Source organism: Arthrobacter sp. Bz4 (assembly GCF_003075455.1).
Taxonomy (GTDB): Bacteria; Actinomycetota; Actinomycetes; order Actinomycetales; family Micrococcaceae; genus Arthrobacter_D.
Genome location: NZ_QDAE01000004.1, coordinates 95,384 through 110,715 on the forward strand (window position 1 = coordinate 95,384; position 15,332 = coordinate 110,715).

The following is a 15,332-nucleotide window of genomic DNA, read 5'->3' on the forward strand; positions in this document are numbered from 1 at the left end:
GTTATCTCCCTTGGGTGGTGAGGTTGGGGACGAGGATGCCACGGCCGACCAGCTTGCCGCTGTCCAGGTCATGCATCGCCTGGACAGCGTCTTCGAGGTCGTACGTCTGGGTGTGCAGGGTGACCTGGCCCTGTGCGGTGAGGGTCATGAGTTCCACGAGGTCGAGGTAGGTGCCCACGAGGTTTCCCACGATGTTGATCTCCCGGGAAATGATCTCGATGGTGTCGATATTCACTGCCCCGCCGTAACCGATCGTGTAGTAGCTGCCCCGATTGCGCAGCACGTTCAGGCCGAGCGCTTCGGTGCCGTGCTCGCCGACGAAGTCGAAAACCACGTGCGCGCCGCCGCCGGTGATCTCGAGGAGCTTCCCGCCGTCGCCCGCCTGGGACAGGGTGTGGTCGGCGCCGAGCGCCGTCGCCAGCTCGAGCGCCTCCTCGGACGTGTCGACGACGGTGATCTGCGCCGAGGTAAGCGCCTTCAGGGACTGGATGCCGATGTGGCCCAGCCCGCCGCTTCCGATCACGACGGCGTGGGTTCCGGGGTGCAGCAGCGGTGCGGCTTTGCGGACCGCGTGATAGGCGGTGAGGCCGGCGTCGGCGAGGGCGGCGATGTCGGCGGGCCTGAGCGACGGGTCGAGTTTCACGACCGAGCGGGCGTTGGTCTTCATCATCTCGGCCATCCCGCCGTCGACGTTCAGGCCGGGGAAGGTGGAGTTTTCGCAGTGGGAGTCCTGGCCCTCGCGGCAGGCCAGGCACAGGCCGCAGGTGACGATGGGGTGCATGATCACGGTGTCGCCGGGCTGGACGTTGGTGACGGCGGAGCCCACCTCGCGGACCCACCCCGCGTTCTCGTGCCCGAGAATGTAGGGGAGTTTGGGGTGCTGGATGGCGTCCCATTGCCCCTCGATGACGTGCAGGTCGGTGCGGCACAGGCCCGCGGCGCCGATCTCGACGACGACGTCCCACGGACCGGTTGCCGTGGGTTCCGCCACGTCGTCGATCAGCGGGTCTTCCTGGTAGCGGTGTACCCGAACGGCTCTCATGGTCCTCCTCGGCGATGACGTCCGCAGGCAGGTTCCGACGGACTTCCGTCGCTCTCCCAGCGGTGAACGAGTGCTCATGCCAGTGTGCCCGGCGTCACATCGATACGGAAGGGGGCTTATCGCGGGGTGAGAATCCCGCTGCCGCGCTGCGAAGGTTCCGGTTGGGGTGGGCTGACGGCCCAGAAAAGTGGCCGACCCGCATTGCAGCGGTGGGGCCACCACTAGCCTGCGGGGCCGCCACTTTTCCGGGGCGCCACGCTAGTGTGTACGACTGTATACAGTATTCTTGCGTTTCGGGATATGATGGGTTCAAAGGCGTAACCAATCCTGGAAGGGATACTAGCAATGACTGCTGTCGACACATTCGGTTCCAAAGACGTACTCGAGGTAGCGGGAGCTGAGTATCAGATCTTCCGCCTCGACGCTGTAGAGGGATCAGAGAAGCTTCCCTACAGTCTCAAGGTGCTCCTGGAGAACCTGCTCCGCACCGAGGACGGAATGAACATCACCGCCGGGCAGGTGCGTGCCCTGGCCAACTGGGACCCCGAAGCTGAGCCCGACACCGAAATCCAGTTCACCCCGGCCCGCGTGATCATGCAGGACTTCACCGGTGTGCCCTGCGTCGTCGACCTCGCCACCATGCGCGAGGCAGTCGTCGAACTCGGTGGAGACCCCAAGCGCGTCAACCCGCTGGCGCCCGCCGAACTGGTCATTGACCACTCGGTGCAGATCGACTTCGCCGGCAACGCCAACGCACTCGAGCGCAACATCGAGATCGAGTACCAGCGCAACGGCGAGCGGTACCAGTTCCTGCGCTGGGGTCAGACCGCGTTCGACGACTTCCTGGTGGTGCCGCCCGGCATGGGCATTGTCCACCAGGTCAACCTCGAGTACCTGGCCCGCACGGTGATGACCCGTGAGGTCACCACCGACGGCACCACCGCCCTGCAGGCCTACCCCGACACCTGCGTCGGCACCGACTCGCACACCACCATGGTCAACGGGCTCGGCGTCCTCGGCTGGGGGGTCGGCGGCATCGAAGCCGAGGCTGCCATGCTGGGCCAGCCCGTCTCCATGCTGATCCCTCGGGTGGTGGGCTTCAAGCTCACCGGTGAGATCCCCGCCGGCGCCACCGCGACCGACGTCGTGCTCACCATCACCGAGAAGCTGCGCAAGCACGGCGTCGTCGGCAAGTTCGTCGAGTTCTACGGCGAAGGCGTCAGCGCTGTGCCCCTGGCCAACCGCGCCACCATCGGCAACATGAGCCCGGAGTTCGGCTCCACCGCTGCCATGTTCCCAATCGACGAAGTCACCATGGACTACCTGCGGCTGACCGGCCGCTCGGAGGAGAACCTGGCACTGGTCGAGGCCTACGCCAAGGCTCAGGGCATGTGGCATGACCCCAGCAAGGAGATCGCCTTCTCCGAGTACCTGGAACTGGACCTTTCGACGGTGGTCTCCTCGATCGCCGGCCCGAAGCGTCCCCAGGACCGCGTCGAGCTGACCAACGCCAAGCCGCAGTTCCGCAGCGACCTGGAAAACTACGTGCACCGCTCGGTCGAGGAAGAGGGCGCGACCGTCGACGAGGCACTCGAGGAATCCTTCCCCGCCTCCGACCCACCCTCATCCACCGGTGCGGCCACCAAGATCGACGATCACCCGCACGAGACGGTCACCAAGACCGAACCAGACCGCGACTCCAGCCCGATCGACGTCGTTACCGCCGACGGCCGCAGCTTCACCCTGGACCACGGGGCGGTCACCATCGCGTCGATCACCTCGTGCACCAACACGTCCAACCCGTCAGTGATGATGGCAGCAGCAGTGCTGGCCCGCAACGCCGTCGAGAAGGGCCTGACCTCCAAGGCCTGGGTCAAGACCTCGGTCGCCCCCGGCTCGAAGGTGGTCACCGACTACTACGAGAAGTCAGGACTGATCCCGTACCTGGAGAAGCTCGGCTTCTACGTGGTCGGCTACGGTTGCGCCACCTGCATCGGCAACTCGGGTCCCCTCGATGAGGAGATCACCCAGGCCATCCACGACGCCGATCTCGCGGTCACCGCGGTCCTCTCCGGTAACCGCAACTTCGAGGGCCGGATCAACCCGGACGTGAAGATGAACTACCTGGCCTCCCCGCCGCTGGTGGTCGCTTACGCCCTCGCCGGCACCATGGACTTCGATTTCGCTGCCGATCCACTGGGCCAGGACGACGACGGCAACGACGTCTTCCTGAAGGACATCTGGCCGAACCCGGTTGAGGTGCAGCAGATCATCGACGAGTCGATCGACAAGGAAATGTTCAAGGCCAGCTACTCGACCATCTTCGATGGCGACGAGCGCTGGCAGTCCCTGCCCACCCCGGCAGGGGACACCTTCGAGTGGGATCCGGAATCCACCTACGTCCGGAAGCCTCCATACTTCGAGGGCATGAAGGCCGAACCGGAACCCGTCACCGACATCGAGGGTGCACGCGTTCTGCTGAAGCTGGGGGATTCGGTCACCACCGACCACATCTCACCGGCCGGCTCCTTCAAGTCCGATACTCCAGCGGGTCGCTACCTGCTCGAGCACGGTGTGGAGCGCAAGGACTTCAACTCCTTCGGCTCACGCCGTGGCAACCACGAAGTGATGATCCGTGGCACGTTCGCGAACATCCGGATCCGCAACCAGCTCCTCGAGGACGTCGAGGGCGGCTTCACCCGCGACTTCAGCCAGGCCGACGCGCCACAGGCTGCCGTCTACGATGCGGCGATGAACTACCAGGCCGCTGGCACGCCGCTAGTGATCCTGGCCGGCAAGGAATATGGTTCGGGTTCATCCCGTGACTGGGCTGCCAAGGGCACCGCACTCCTGGGCGTCCGTGCGGTCATCACCGAGAGCTACGAGCGGATCCACCGCTCCAACCTCATCGGCATGGGTGTGCTTCCCCTGCAGTTCCCTCAGGGCCAGAACGCCGAGACGCTGGGTCTCACCGGCACCGAGACCTTCGCGGTGTCCGGCGTGACCGAGCTGAACAACGGCACCACCCCGAAGACCGTCACCGTCACGGCGACCCCCGAGGGTGGCGGCGAGCCCATCACCTTCGAGGCTGTCCTGCGGATCGACACTCCGGGTGAAGCCGAGTACTACCGCAACGGTGGCATCCTGCAGTACGTGCTGCGCCAGATCGCCGTCTAGCAGTTCCACCCGAGTCGCTCGTCGACGCGTCCGAATGGCTGTTCCATGAGTAATGTCCTAGCCCACACCCGTGGATAGGGTGCCTAAAATTCAGGTCCTACTTAGAGGAGCACCAAGTGTCTGAACCGGTTGAAAGTGTCTGATCCGGCAGATTCGACGGGACGCGTCGACGGCTCAGTGGTCTTCCGCGTGCTGCGCAGCGAGATTCTGGCAGGGGTCCATCCTCCCGGGACCCCGCTGCGCGAGGTGGGCCTTTCGGAGCGCTTTGGCGTCTCGCGGACTCCCATCCGCGAGGCGCTCAGCCGGCTCCAGCACGAGCGTCTGCTGGAGCGGGCCGCGCGGGGCCTTCAGGTGCCGCAGATTGACCCCCAGGAAGTCATCCAGATCTATGACCTGCGGGTGATGCTCGAACAGGAAGCTGCCGGACAGGCGTCCAGCAGCAGGACGGCCTCGGACATCATGCGCCTTGAGGCACTGGTTGAGCGGGACCGGGAACTCGATTCCCCGGATGACCAGACCCGGATCCGCTGCAACGTCGAGTTCCATGCGGCTGTCAGTACGGCCGCGCACAACCGGGTGTTGCAGGACCTGCTGGAGCGGCTCTCCACCCACCTCATCAACACGCCTCGGTCGACCCTGTCCGTTGGCAACCGATGGGAAGATGCGCTGGACGAGCATGAGGCGCTGGTGCGGGCCATCATCGATCAGCGCGCCGACGACGCCCGGCAGATCGCCCGGCAGCACATGGAAACCGCCCGCGCACTGCGGCTGGATTTGTTGAAGTCGGCCGCGAAGACCGAATAGCGGCTCCCCACCTCGCCGTCGATGCCGGTTTCGGAGCCTGCGGGGCGGCCCCTCCCGGCAGAAAAGTGGTCCAGCCCCAGAGCAGTGGTGGGGCAACCACTTGCGTGCGGCCAGGCCACTTTTCTGCGGCCAGACGTGCAGTTACGCCACTTTTTTGCGCTGCCGGGTGGAGCCTCGACCGGGAACCGCGTCGAACGCCATCTGCTTGCTGACTTTGCCCAGCAGCACCAGCGGCAGATCCAGGAGATAGTTGGCGCCCAGCGTCCAGGGGGTGCCCGAACCCTGACGCGGAAACACCTTCACGGCCCGCAGCATGAAGTTCGACGACAGGGCCAGCAGTGGCCGCCGCGCCATACCTGAGGCCGGCACCGGGACTGCCGCCGTGTGCCCGTTGCGGTCCATGTGCTTGAGCAGCCGGCACACGTACCGGGCGCTGAGGTCCGAGCGTAATGTCCAGGACGCATTCGTGTACCCCAGGGAGTAGCCAAAGTTCGGTACCCCGCTGACCAGGACGCCACGGTAGATCAACGACTCACCGAGTTCCACGGGGACGCCGTCAACACTCAGGTTCGAGCCGCCGAGGGATTGCAGGGCCAGCCCGGTAGCGGTGACGACGACGTCGGCCGCCAGCTCCCGCCCCGACGCAAGCCGGACCCCGCCGGCAGTGAACCGGTCGATCCGATCCGTCACCACCGACGCCTTCCCCGACGCCAGCGACCGATAGAAGTCACCGTCCGGCGCAGCACACACCCGTTGCTCCCACGGGTTGTAGGCAGGGGTGAAATGGTCACGGATCTGCTGTTCGTCCTTGAGGATGCCGCGCGCCTTGTACCTCAGGTACGCCTTCGCCACCCGGGGCAGCCTCATGCACAGCTGGTAGAACCCCAGCGGGTAGAGAACATTGCGGGCCCGGGCCACCCGGTGGGCCGGACCCGCCGGCAGGATCTTCCGTGCGGCGTCGGAGAACCGGTCCCGGCGCGGCACCGTCACCACGTAGGACGGCGATCGCTGCAGCATGGTGACGTGGGCGGCGTCGTCGGTCATTGCCGGGACCAGCGTGATAGTGGTGGCGCCGCTCCCAACCACGACCACCCGCTTGCCCGTGTAATCGAAGCCAGCCGGCCAGAACTGGGGGTGGATCACATCGCCGGTGAAGTCCTCAAGGCCCGGGAGGTCAGGCTGGTACGGCTGGGTGTAGTTGTAGTACCCGGTGCAGGCGTACAGGAACGAGCAGGTGACGGTGCGGCGGTGGGTGGCGCCGTCGTCGTCGGTGTCCAGGTGCAGCGTCCAGCGGGAGGTTTCCGAGGAAAAGTCTGCACTCACCATGCGGGTGGCGAAGCGGATGTGTGGCGTCACGCCCGATTCCTCGGCTGCGTCCTGCAGGTAGTTCAGGATGGCTGGCTGGTCGCCGATGGATTCCGGTACGGTCCAGGGCCGCCAGGGGTAGGAGAGGGTGAACATGTCGGAATCGGACCTGGCGCCCGGGTAGCGGAAGAGGTCCCAGGTGCCGCCGACCGCGTCGCGCGCCTCAAAGATGGCGAACGACTTGCCGGGACATTCGGTGCGCAGCCGGTGGGCGGCGCCGATGCCCGAGAGCCCCGCCCCGATGATCGCGACGTCGAGGTGCTCTATGGGGGAGGCCATGAGTCCATTATTGGGTACCGTCCGCTCGACTGGCCAACGTTGTGGAAAGTGCCCGCAGGTGCTAATTCTTGAGGGCACCAAACTTCCCACAATTTACGGAGTCCCATATGACAGGCATCGACGACGAACTGCGCACTCTCAGCGAATGGAGCCGCCAGCTCACCCAGGCACTGCAGATCCTCGACCTGGAGGTGGACCACGAGCGGATCGTTGAGGTCGCCGCCCAGACGTCCGAGACGGTGTCCCCCAACGCCGGGGCAATCAGCGCGTTCCTGATCGGCTATGCGGCGGGCACGGCTGACACCAGCGGCCGTAAAGGTGCCGACGACGCCGTGCAGTCCGCGGCCGACGTCGTCATGCAGGTCCGTGCGAAAGGCCTCGAAGACGGCCCGGACGCCAACGGCTGGACGAAGACCGCCCAGTAACAGGGGTTTTTGCCCGGTCAGTCGCGGTAGCTGCCCGGTCAGTCGCGGTAGCTGCCCGGACGGTCACCAAAAAAGTGGCTCACCCGCAGGAAAGTGGTTGCTAGACCACGATCCTGCGGGTGAGCCACTTTTTTGCGTCCTGTGGTGGACGCTGGACGCTACGAGATGGGCTACGAGATGGAAGCCTTCGCGGCTGCGGCGGATGACGTCGCGTCGCCCTTGGTCGGTTCCAGCCGCACGATCACTGCTTTCGACATGGGCGTGTTGCTGCCCTCGGCCAGCTCCTCCAGGGGGACCAGCACGTTGGCCTCCGGGTAATACGCGGCGGCACAGCCACGGGCACTCGGGTAGGACACCACGCGCCAGTTCCGCAGCACGCGTTCCCGGCCGTCCTGATATTCGCCGCGGATGTCCACGTACTGGCCGTCAGAGAAGCCCAGCTCGGCCAGGTCCTCCGGGTTCACGAACACCACGTGGCGGCCCTTCTTGATGCCACGGTAGCGGTCGTTGTGACCGTAGATGGTGGTGTTGAACTGGTCGTGAGAGCGGAGGGTCTGCAGGATCAGGGTGCCTGCGGGACGCTCGACCGGCTGCAGGTCGTTCACCGTGATGATCGCCTTGCCGGTGGGGGTACTGAAGGTCCGTGAATCGCGTGGTCCGTTCGGCAGTACAAACCCGCCTTCCCGGCGAACCTTCTCGTTGTAGTTCTCGCACCCGTCCACCACGTGCGAGATGTGCTCGCGGATCACGTCGTAGTTGGCCTCGAAACCGGCCCAGTCCACGTTCACCTTGTCGCCGAGCACGGCCCGCGCAAGACGGCTGACAATGGCCACCTCGGAGAGCAGATTCGGCGCTACCGGGTCAACGGTGCCGTGCGATGGGTGCACGGCGCAAACCGTGTCCTCCACCGTGACGAACTGCGGACCGTTGGCCTGCATGTCGATCTCGGACCGGCCGATGGTCGGGAAGATCAGCGCTTCCTTGCCGATTACCGCATGCGACCGGTTCAGTTTGGTGGAGATCTGTACGGTCATCTCGGTGGCCTGCATGGCTTCTTCGGCGACCAGGGTGTCAGAGATCGCTGCCACGAAGTTTCCGCCCAGTGCAACGAAAACCTTGACCTCGCCGTCGCGCATCTGGCGTACGGTTTCCACAGCGTCAATGCCATGATCCCGAGGCGGGTCGAAACCAAACTCCTCCTCGAGGGCGTCAAGGAATGCCGGCGGCATCTGCTCCCAGATGCCCATGGTCCGGTCGCCCTGGACGTTGCTGTGCCCGCGAATCGGGGAGGCACCGGCGCCTGGCTTGCCGATGTTGCCGCGCAGCAGGAGCAGGTTGATGATCTCCTTGATGGTGGCCACGCCCTTTTTCTGCTGCGTGATGCCCATCGCCCAGGTGATGATGACCTTGTCGGCCTTGATGTAGCGGGCCGCCAACTCGTCGATTTCCTCGACAGTCAGTCCTGTTGCCTGAAGGACCGCGCCCTCGTCCAGCTGGGTCAGACTGACTTTGAGCTCGTCAAGACCCTGGGTGTGCTTTTCCAGGAAGTCGTGGTCCAGGACCGTTCCCGGGTTCTCCGCTTCGGCGTCGAGGACCCGCCGGCAGATCGCCTGCATGAGGGCCATGTCGCCGCCGATGCGGATCTGCATGAACTGGTCGGCGATCTCGGTGCCGCGGCCAAGGACTCCCTTGACCTCCTGCGGGTTCTTGTACCGTTTCAGGCCAGCTTCGGGCAGGGGATTGATGGCGACGATTTCGGCGCCGTTCTCCTTGGCGTGCTCCAGCGCTGTGAGCATCCGGGGGTGGTTGGTGCCCGGGTTCTGCCCCATGATGATGATCAGGTCGGCTTTGGCGAAGTCATCGTAGGCGACTGTGGCTTTGCCGATTCCGATGGTCTGTCCCATGGCCCAGCCCGAGGACTCGTGGCACATGTTGGAGCAGTCGGGAAGGTTGTTGGTGCCGAAGGCCCTGACGAACAGCTGGTACGCGAACGCAGCCTCGTTCGAAGCGCGGCCACTGGTGTAGAACGCCGACTGATGCGGGCTCTCCAGACCGTTGAGCTTATCGGCGACCAGCGAGAACGCCTTGTCCCAGCTGACCGGCTGGTAATGATCGCTGTCGGCAGGCTTGTAGACGGGCTCGGTGAGACGCCCCTGCATGCCCAGCCAGTATTCGCTTCTGGTGAGCAGGTCAGTGATCGAATGCTCAGCCCAGAACTCGGAGGCCACCAGCACTGGAGTTGCTTCCCAGGTGACAGCTTTGGCACCGTTCTCGCAAAACTCGAAGTTGCTACGCTTCCCGGGATCGGGCCAGGCGCAACTCATACAGTCGAAACCATCTTTCTGGTTCAGTGCGAGCAGGGTCTTCCGTGTCCGGTTAGGGCCCATATGCTTGATCGCCGGCTGCATCGAGTGAATGACACCCGGGACACCAGCGGCCCATTCCTTGGGTTTGCCAACCTCGATGTCACTCTCGTCGGCTTCTTCTACGTGCGGATTTGTGCGGACCATTTTCCACTTCTCTTTCTTACTTCGATACCCCAGACTTAGCAGGCAGCGCCGCGTACCGCAAGGCCCGGTCGATGTCGCGGGCCGAGTCTCGTGCATATCTGACCCATCAGGGCAGTAGTCTCGACAGGTGAAACCGTTTCTGCTGATTGCCACCCGTGCCGAGGACGCCGCCGCCGACGGCGAGTACCAGGCGTTCCAGCGTTTCGGCGGGCTTGAGCCGCACCAGCTACGCCGTGTGCGCGCCGAATCCGGCCCTCTGCCGCATGTCGACCTGGAGCACTACTCGGGCATAATGGTGGGTGGCAGCCCGTTCAACTCATCCGACCCGGAACACCAGAAGTCCGAGGTCCAGCGGCGGGTGGAACGCGATATCGGCGGGTTGCTGGATCGGGTTGTCGCCGCCGACTTCCCCTTCCTCGGCGCCTGCTACGGGGTGGGCACCCTGGGGCGTCATCAGGGTGCGGTGATTGACCGCACCTTTTCCGAACCAATCGGGGCGGTGCCCATCACGCTGGCCGCCGAGGGCGCTGTGGATCCGCTGCTGGCCGGGCTGCCGTCGTCGTTCGATGCCTTCGTGGGGCACAAGGAAGCCTGCACCACCCTGCCCGACGGCGCGGTGCTGCTTGCGTCATCGGCAACCTGTCCGGTCCAGATGTTCCGGATCCGCACCAACCTTTATGCCACCCAGTTCCATCCAGAGCTCGACGTCGACGGACTGATCCAGCGCATCGACATCTACCGCGACGCCGGGTACTTCCCTCCGGCTGAAGCTGAAGACTATATGGGTCGCGCCCGCTCGGCGCGGGTCGAGTGGCCGGCGACGATCCTGCGGAACTTTGTCAGCCGGTACGCGACCGCGTAGCTAAGCGGGCTCTGACGCTCCGTGCCTTCGGTTCGTTGGTGAACAATCGCGGCGAATCGTTGGGCCTGCGGACCCCGTGGGGCAAGGCGCTAGGGTTTTTCGCTACCTGTTTCGCCATTAGTCTGGCCCTTTAGAAGGCCTTGAGCCGGGGTGTCGTCCAGAAACGTGCATGCAATGCATGCGTTGCATGCATCTACCGAAACCGGAAGTGCATGCAGTGCAGGCGTTGCATGCATCATTTGAAACGGATACTTATCCGCACCTAGCGAACGCCAGCCGCTTCAGTCCAAGGACGAGCCTCGGACGGGATCTATTCGGTAGCTGCGTCCGCCGTGGGGGTTCGTTCGGCGGCAGCGTTCGAAGGGTGGCCTCGTTCGGCAGCAGCGATGTCGTCGGCCAGGTGCTGGAGCTTTAGGCTGAGCTCGCGCGCACGGGTGCTCAACTGTGCGGGGGAGCCCAACGGCGCGAGGGAGCCCATCGACGCCGGATCGGCCGGTAAAGCCGGGGTGCTCGCCGTTGGCCCAGCCGGCCGCACGGGCAGGTGGGGCACCGCGGGCCGCGACGTGTCCGCCGCGAGATCGCTGGTTCCAGCACCTCGGGAGGGTGGCTGCGAGGCGGAGTCGTGGACTACCTCGATGTCGAAGACCATCTGGTCCGCATGGTGCCAGGTGGTGAAGACCTCCACGGGTCGTCCTGCTGCGTCGAGGCTGGTTCCCTCAAGGACCAGCACCGGGGCGTGTGGCGCCATGTGCAGCAGGGCAAGCAGTTCGGCGTCGGCCGGTGCTGCCCTGATCTGGCGCTTGCCAGCGACGATCTCGATACCGTACTTCTGGCGCAGCACTGAATGCAGTGAGGTGTCCTGCAGCTCTTCGGCGGTCAGCGTGGAACACAGGGGGAGCGCAAGCCATGTGTGGATCAGGGCGAGGGGAGCCCCCTCGACCGAACGCAGCCGCTCGATGGCCAGCACCTCGGGGGTGCCAAGCGCCGTCGCGATGCCCTGCGCCGGTTCCACGCTGAAGGACAGCACCTCGGTGGTCACGGACACGCCGGTTTCGGCGATCTGCGTGGACAGGCCGGGCATCCGGTGCACCAGCCGGTGATGTTCCCGGCGGGGCGCGACAATACTGCCGCGCCCACGCCCGCGATCGATGAGCCCCTCCGAGGTGAGAGCCCCCAACGCCTGGCGGACCACCGAACGCGAGACACCGTACCGTTCCTGCAGCTGGGCCTCGCTGGGAAGCAGCGTGCCCGGCGGCAGCGAGTGGTTAACAATCTGGGCTCGCAGATGTGCGCTCAGCTGGTGGTGCAGGGGCAGGCTCTTGCTGGGATCGACCGGTCGTTCCTCAAACTGATAAGTCTTCATTTGCACTCATCATCCCAAATTCTGGGCGTCTCTCAATCCGGCTGTTGTCCGTTGGCTGTTTGTTGTCCGCCGGGTGCTTGCCGCCGGGTGCTTGCCGCTAGGTGTACTCAGTACAGCTAGGTGCTAGCCCTGCTGGGCGGTCTGCCACACATGGTCCCACCCGGGAGCGAGCTGGGCTGCCCGACGGAGGGACAGCACCAGGCTCGCCTCGCGGGCAATGCCCTGGCCGGCAATGTCGAACGCCGTGCCATGATCAACCGACACGCGGACGACTGGAAGGCCGACGGTGATGTTGACGCCGTCGTCGCCGTACACGGCCTTGAACGGAGCGTGACCCTGATCGTGATAACAGACGATCACCATGTTCCACTTGCCCTTGACAGCAGCCGGGATGAGCGCGTCGGCGGGCAGCGGGCCGGTCACGTTGATGCCCGCCGCGCGGGCGGCTTCGACAGTGGGTGCCAGGATGTCGGCGTCTTCGTTGCCGAACAAACGGTTCTCGCCGGCATGGGGGTTCAGGCCGGCCAGCCCGATGGGCTCGTCCGGGTTTCCGAGCGCCTTGGTGAACGCGCTGACCAGGTCGATGACGCTACGGGTGCGCTTCGGGGTGATGTCCTCGATGGCCTGGCGCAGCGACACGTGGGTGGTCAGGTGGAAGAAGTACAGTTCCCCCGCGGAGAGCACCAGCGAGAAGTTCTCAACGCCGAATTCGTGGGCGAGCAGCTCGGTGTGCCCGGGCCACTTGTGCCCGCCGGCGTGCATGGCTGCTTTATTCAGCGGGGCGGTGACGATGCCGTCCACCTGACCCTCGCGGGCCAGCCGGCAGGCCTCGACGACGAAACGGTAGGAACCGTCGCCGGCGTCGGGGTGGATCTCGCCCAGGGGCACGTGCGCAAGGGACTGCCCGGTCTGGAGTAGCTCGATCGTGCCGGGCTCGTTGGTGGCTTCGGCGACGGAACCGATGACGCGGACCTTGTCCGGGTCCCCGCCCACGTTGACGACGCCGGCGCGCATCGCAGCCTCGTCGCCTATCACGATCGGGCGGCATTCGGTGCGGAGGTCGTCGTGGCCGAGCAGCGACTTAGCGGTGATCTCTGGGCCGATACCTGCCACATCACCGATGGTTAGGGCAAGAGTAGGGATGGTCATGGAAGTGCCTCCGGGGACAGTGGGGATGATGTGCAAAGTTGGTGAACAATATCGGTCAGCGAATCGGGGTTTCCGAATCCGCCTGCTTTGGTGACGACGCGCAGCCCGTGGGCGGTGCCGCCGTCGACGACGCCGACCGGGACGCCTTCCTGCAGGGCACCTGAGACGACCACGGATTGCGCCGCGGTCTCCCGCAGGACCGCCCGTGCGCCGTCCCCGCCCATCAGGACGAGCGCCGCCGCATCGGGCTGGGGCAGGATTGCGTCGGTCAGGACGACGCTGGCAATCGCCGAGAGCCCCTCCGCGATTTCGGCGCCGGTCAGGGCGTCAGGGGTGCTTCCCCGATCGGTGGGTGAGAGCAGGAGGGTGGCCCGCTGCGCAACGGACAGCTTCTGGGCGGCAGCCCACGCCAGGGCCGAGGCCCGGCTGCGGACGTCGGCGAGGGTGGGACGCAGCACCAGCAGATCGTCGTCGGCCGATTCGTTGATCAGCCGTTCGGCCTGTCCGCGGGACACGTCATGCAACGAGCTGACCACAATCAGGACCTGTCCAGCGGGGGAGGTGGTCGATCCCGTCCGGCCGGGCAATCCGGCGTCGGATCCCCAGCGTGACGCCAAAGCTGCCGCTAGGCCGGCCGAGCCGACCGGCACCGCCCGGGGACCCAGTTCGCTGAGCGCTGCGGCCAGTTGGCCGAGGTCGGCGTCGGTGACCGCGTCGACGACGACGGTGGCCCCCTCCATTCCGGCCGTTTCGCCCAGGCGGTGCGCGTGCTCCGTCGCTGTGCCCGCGCCGAGGCGGATGCTGCGGCTGCCCGGGATCAGGGTGGGCAGATCGCTGGTGCTGACCGGGGTCACCGGATCACGTCCAACGGACGTGGATTCGACCGGTTCGCCGTTGACGCGCAGCTGGCCCTGGTCGACCGTGCGGCCCATAGCCGGGTAGGCGGGGCAGACGACGGCGAACGCGCCCACGTGATTCCGCCGCCAGGCACGCAGCGCGCCGTCGATCTGAGCGGGAATGCTGCCGCGCATGGTTGAGTCGATTTTGACGTACAACCGGTCGGCGCAGGCAACTAGGAGCTGCGCGACGGCGTCAGCGGTGACAGTGCCAGCGGCGTCGTGTGGCAGCGCCCGGGAGTCCGTCACCGTGGCGAGCGTGCTGCCCGTGCGCTGGCTGTCGAGCCCCCCGAGGGCGAGGCGGGAGGTCCACCCCGCCCCGGCGAACTGGACCAGCGAATCGTTGGCTCCAGTCAGGTCATCGGCTGCGATACCGATGACCTGCGGTGGGTCTGAGGGGGCAGAGGTCACGGATCGGCCTGTGGTGAGTTGTGGGTTCCGGCGGGACGGCCGTCGTCGTGCGGAGCCGCGGCGGCGTGCTCGTCGCCGTCTGGGGCGTCATCCTCACCGTAGAGGCCTCCCTGACGCTTGAGAACCCAGGTGGCCAGCAGTGGCGCGAAAATCGCCGTGACGAGGACCGCCGAGGCGACCTGTGCCGTGGCAACTTCAACGAAGGGAGCGAAGGTGGGGTCGGCTGCAGCGACGACGGCAGGAGTGGCGATCGAGTTGCCGGCGGTGGTGGCGGAGGCGATGCCAATGCCGGCCTTGTTGCCGCGGCGCAGGATGAAGCGGTAACCGAAATAGACCAGGCGCCGGTGATCAGAGTCGCCGCGATGCCGACAAAGATGCCCGAAAGACCGCCGGTGAGGACGTTGCCGAGGTTGATGCCGGTGCCGAGGGCGAAGGCGAAGAACGGGATCACAATGTTCGGAACCGGGCGCATGACCTCGGTCCATTTGCGGTCCAGGTTGCCTACGATGAAGCCGAGGACCAGGGGGATGATGGCGGCCAGCAGCACGAGGAACGGGATGTTGCCGAGACCTGAGATGCCGAGGAACAGCAACGTGAAGAACGGGCCGTCGTTGACCGCGGAGGCCATGTAGGCACCGCGGTCGCGGCTGTCGCCGTAGCGCCCGGTGAACGCGAGCCAGAGACCGCCGTTGCTGTTATCGAAGGAGGCCAGCAGGGCAAGGATGGAGATGCCGAGGATCCCGTCGATGCCGACCATCAGGCCCAACGCTGCAACCAGCGCGGCCGGGATGATGGTTTTGAAGAGGAGGATGACTCCGGTGGTTGCGAGGACGGGGCCGGAGGTCTTGGCAGTGATCTGCATGCCGGTGGCGAAGATCAGAATTGCAATCAGGGGGAGTGCCGAGTCCTTGAAGAGGGCGGTGGTGAAGCTGCCCATTTCCAGGAAAGCGGGGAAGAAGGTTCCGACGATCGACCCCAGGATCAGGGGAATCAGCATCAACCCCCCGGGGATGCGGTTCATGCTGTCGAACAGGGGGACGCGGGACTGG

Annotated in this window: 11 protein-coding genes and 1 pseudogene; 4 read left to right on the forward strand and 8 right to left on the reverse strand. The window is 65.5% G+C overall.

Features of this window, described 5'->3' with window-relative positions; translation table 11 throughout:
* Nucleotide 1: 1 nt before the first annotated feature.
* Complete coding sequence (locus DDA93_RS04935) at nucleotides 2-1,042, reverse strand: NAD(P)-dependent alcohol dehydrogenase (protein ID WP_019483898.1); 1,041 nt, start codon at nucleotides 1,040-1,042, stop codon at nucleotides 2-4.
* Nucleotides 1,043-1,387: 345 nt separating this feature from the next.
* Here DDA93_RS04935 and DDA93_RS04940 point away from each other — a divergent pair, with 345 nt between their 5' ends.
* A complete protein-coding gene (locus tag DDA93_RS04940) occupies nucleotides 1,388-4,219 on the forward strand; it encodes an aconitate hydratase (protein ID WP_116778168.1) in 2,832 nt (943 codons plus the stop codon).
* A gap of 135 nt (nucleotides 4,220-4,354) precedes the next feature.
* On the forward strand, nucleotides 4,355-5,023 hold the full coding sequence (locus DDA93_RS04945) for a GntR family transcriptional regulator (protein ID WP_019482010.1): 669 nt from the start codon (nucleotides 4,355-4,357) through the stop codon (nucleotides 5,021-5,023).
* A 141-nt stretch (nucleotides 5,024-5,164) separates the two neighbouring features.
* Here the strand turns inward: DDA93_RS04945 and DDA93_RS04950 are convergent, their stop codons facing one another.
* Nucleotides 5,165-6,667: an NAD(P)/FAD-dependent oxidoreductase gene (locus tag DDA93_RS04950; RefSeq protein ID WP_116778169.1), complete on the reverse strand. Its 1,503-nt coding sequence runs from the start codon at nucleotides 6,665-6,667 to the stop codon at nucleotides 5,165-5,167.
* A 107-nt stretch (nucleotides 6,668-6,774) separates the two neighbouring features.
* On the opposite strand from DDA93_RS04950, the gene DDA93_RS04955 reads away from it, so the two are divergent.
* Nucleotides 6,775-7,092, forward strand: coding sequence for a DUF6457 domain-containing protein (locus tag DDA93_RS04955; RefSeq protein ID WP_019482008.1), 318 nt, complete (start codon nucleotides 6,775-6,777; stop codon nucleotides 7,090-7,092).
* Nucleotides 7,093-7,262: 170 nt separating this feature from the next.
* On the opposite strand, the gene DDA93_RS04960 is transcribed toward DDA93_RS04955, so the two are convergent.
* Nucleotides 7,263-9,602 carry an FdhF/YdeP family oxidoreductase gene (locus DDA93_RS04960; RefSeq protein WP_116778170.1) on the reverse strand — a complete coding sequence of 780 codons (2,340 nt, stop codon included), beginning with the start codon at nucleotides 9,600-9,602 and terminating at the stop codon, nucleotides 7,263-7,265.
* 127 nt (nucleotides 9,603-9,729) lie between these two features.
* Here DDA93_RS04960 and DDA93_RS04965 point away from each other — a divergent pair, with 127 nt between their 5' ends.
* The gene (locus tag DDA93_RS04965) at nucleotides 9,730-10,464 is read left to right on the forward strand and encodes a glutamine amidotransferase (protein ID WP_024476075.1); all 735 of its coding nucleotides are present in this window, start codon (nucleotides 9,730-9,732) and stop codon (nucleotides 10,462-10,464) included.
* Between the two features lie 310 nt (nucleotides 10,465-10,774).
* Here the strand turns inward: DDA93_RS04965 and DDA93_RS04970 are convergent, their stop codons facing one another.
* From DDA93_RS04970 to DDA93_RS16670, 5 genes and pseudogenes are all read right to left on the reverse strand, one after another.
* The gene (locus DDA93_RS04970; RefSeq protein WP_116778171.1) at nucleotides 10,775-11,827 is read right to left on the reverse strand and encodes a GntR family transcriptional regulator; all 1,053 of its coding nucleotides are present in this window, start codon (nucleotides 11,825-11,827) and stop codon (nucleotides 10,775-10,777) included.
* Between the two features lie 123 nt (nucleotides 11,828-11,950).
* The gene (gene pdxA / locus DDA93_RS04975) at nucleotides 11,951-12,976 is read right to left on the reverse strand and encodes a 4-hydroxythreonine-4-phosphate dehydrogenase PdxA (RefSeq protein WP_024476074.1); all 1,026 of its coding nucleotides are present in this window, start codon (nucleotides 12,974-12,976) and stop codon (nucleotides 11,951-11,953) included.
* Nucleotides 12,973-14,283: a four-carbon acid sugar kinase family protein gene (locus DDA93_RS04980; RefSeq protein WP_116778172.1), complete on the reverse strand. Its 1,311-nt coding sequence runs from the start codon at nucleotides 14,281-14,283 to the stop codon at nucleotides 12,973-12,975. The genes pdxA and DDA93_RS04980 overlap by 4 nt, the downstream gene beginning before the upstream one ends.
* Nucleotides 14,280-14,768 carry a 2-keto-3-deoxygluconate permease gene (locus DDA93_RS16665; protein WP_243400524.1) on the reverse strand — a complete coding sequence of 163 codons (489 nt, stop codon included), beginning with the start codon at nucleotides 14,766-14,768 and terminating at the stop codon, nucleotides 14,280-14,282. Before DDA93_RS16665 ends, DDA93_RS04980 begins: the two co-directional genes overlap by 4 nt.
* Nucleotides 14,663-15,304, reverse strand: a pseudogene (locus DDA93_RS16670) (2-keto-3-deoxygluconate permease); the annotation flags it as partial. The pseudogene DDA93_RS16670 and the gene DDA93_RS16665, both read right to left, overlap by 106 nt.
* Nucleotides 15,305-15,332: the final 28 nt, after the last annotated feature.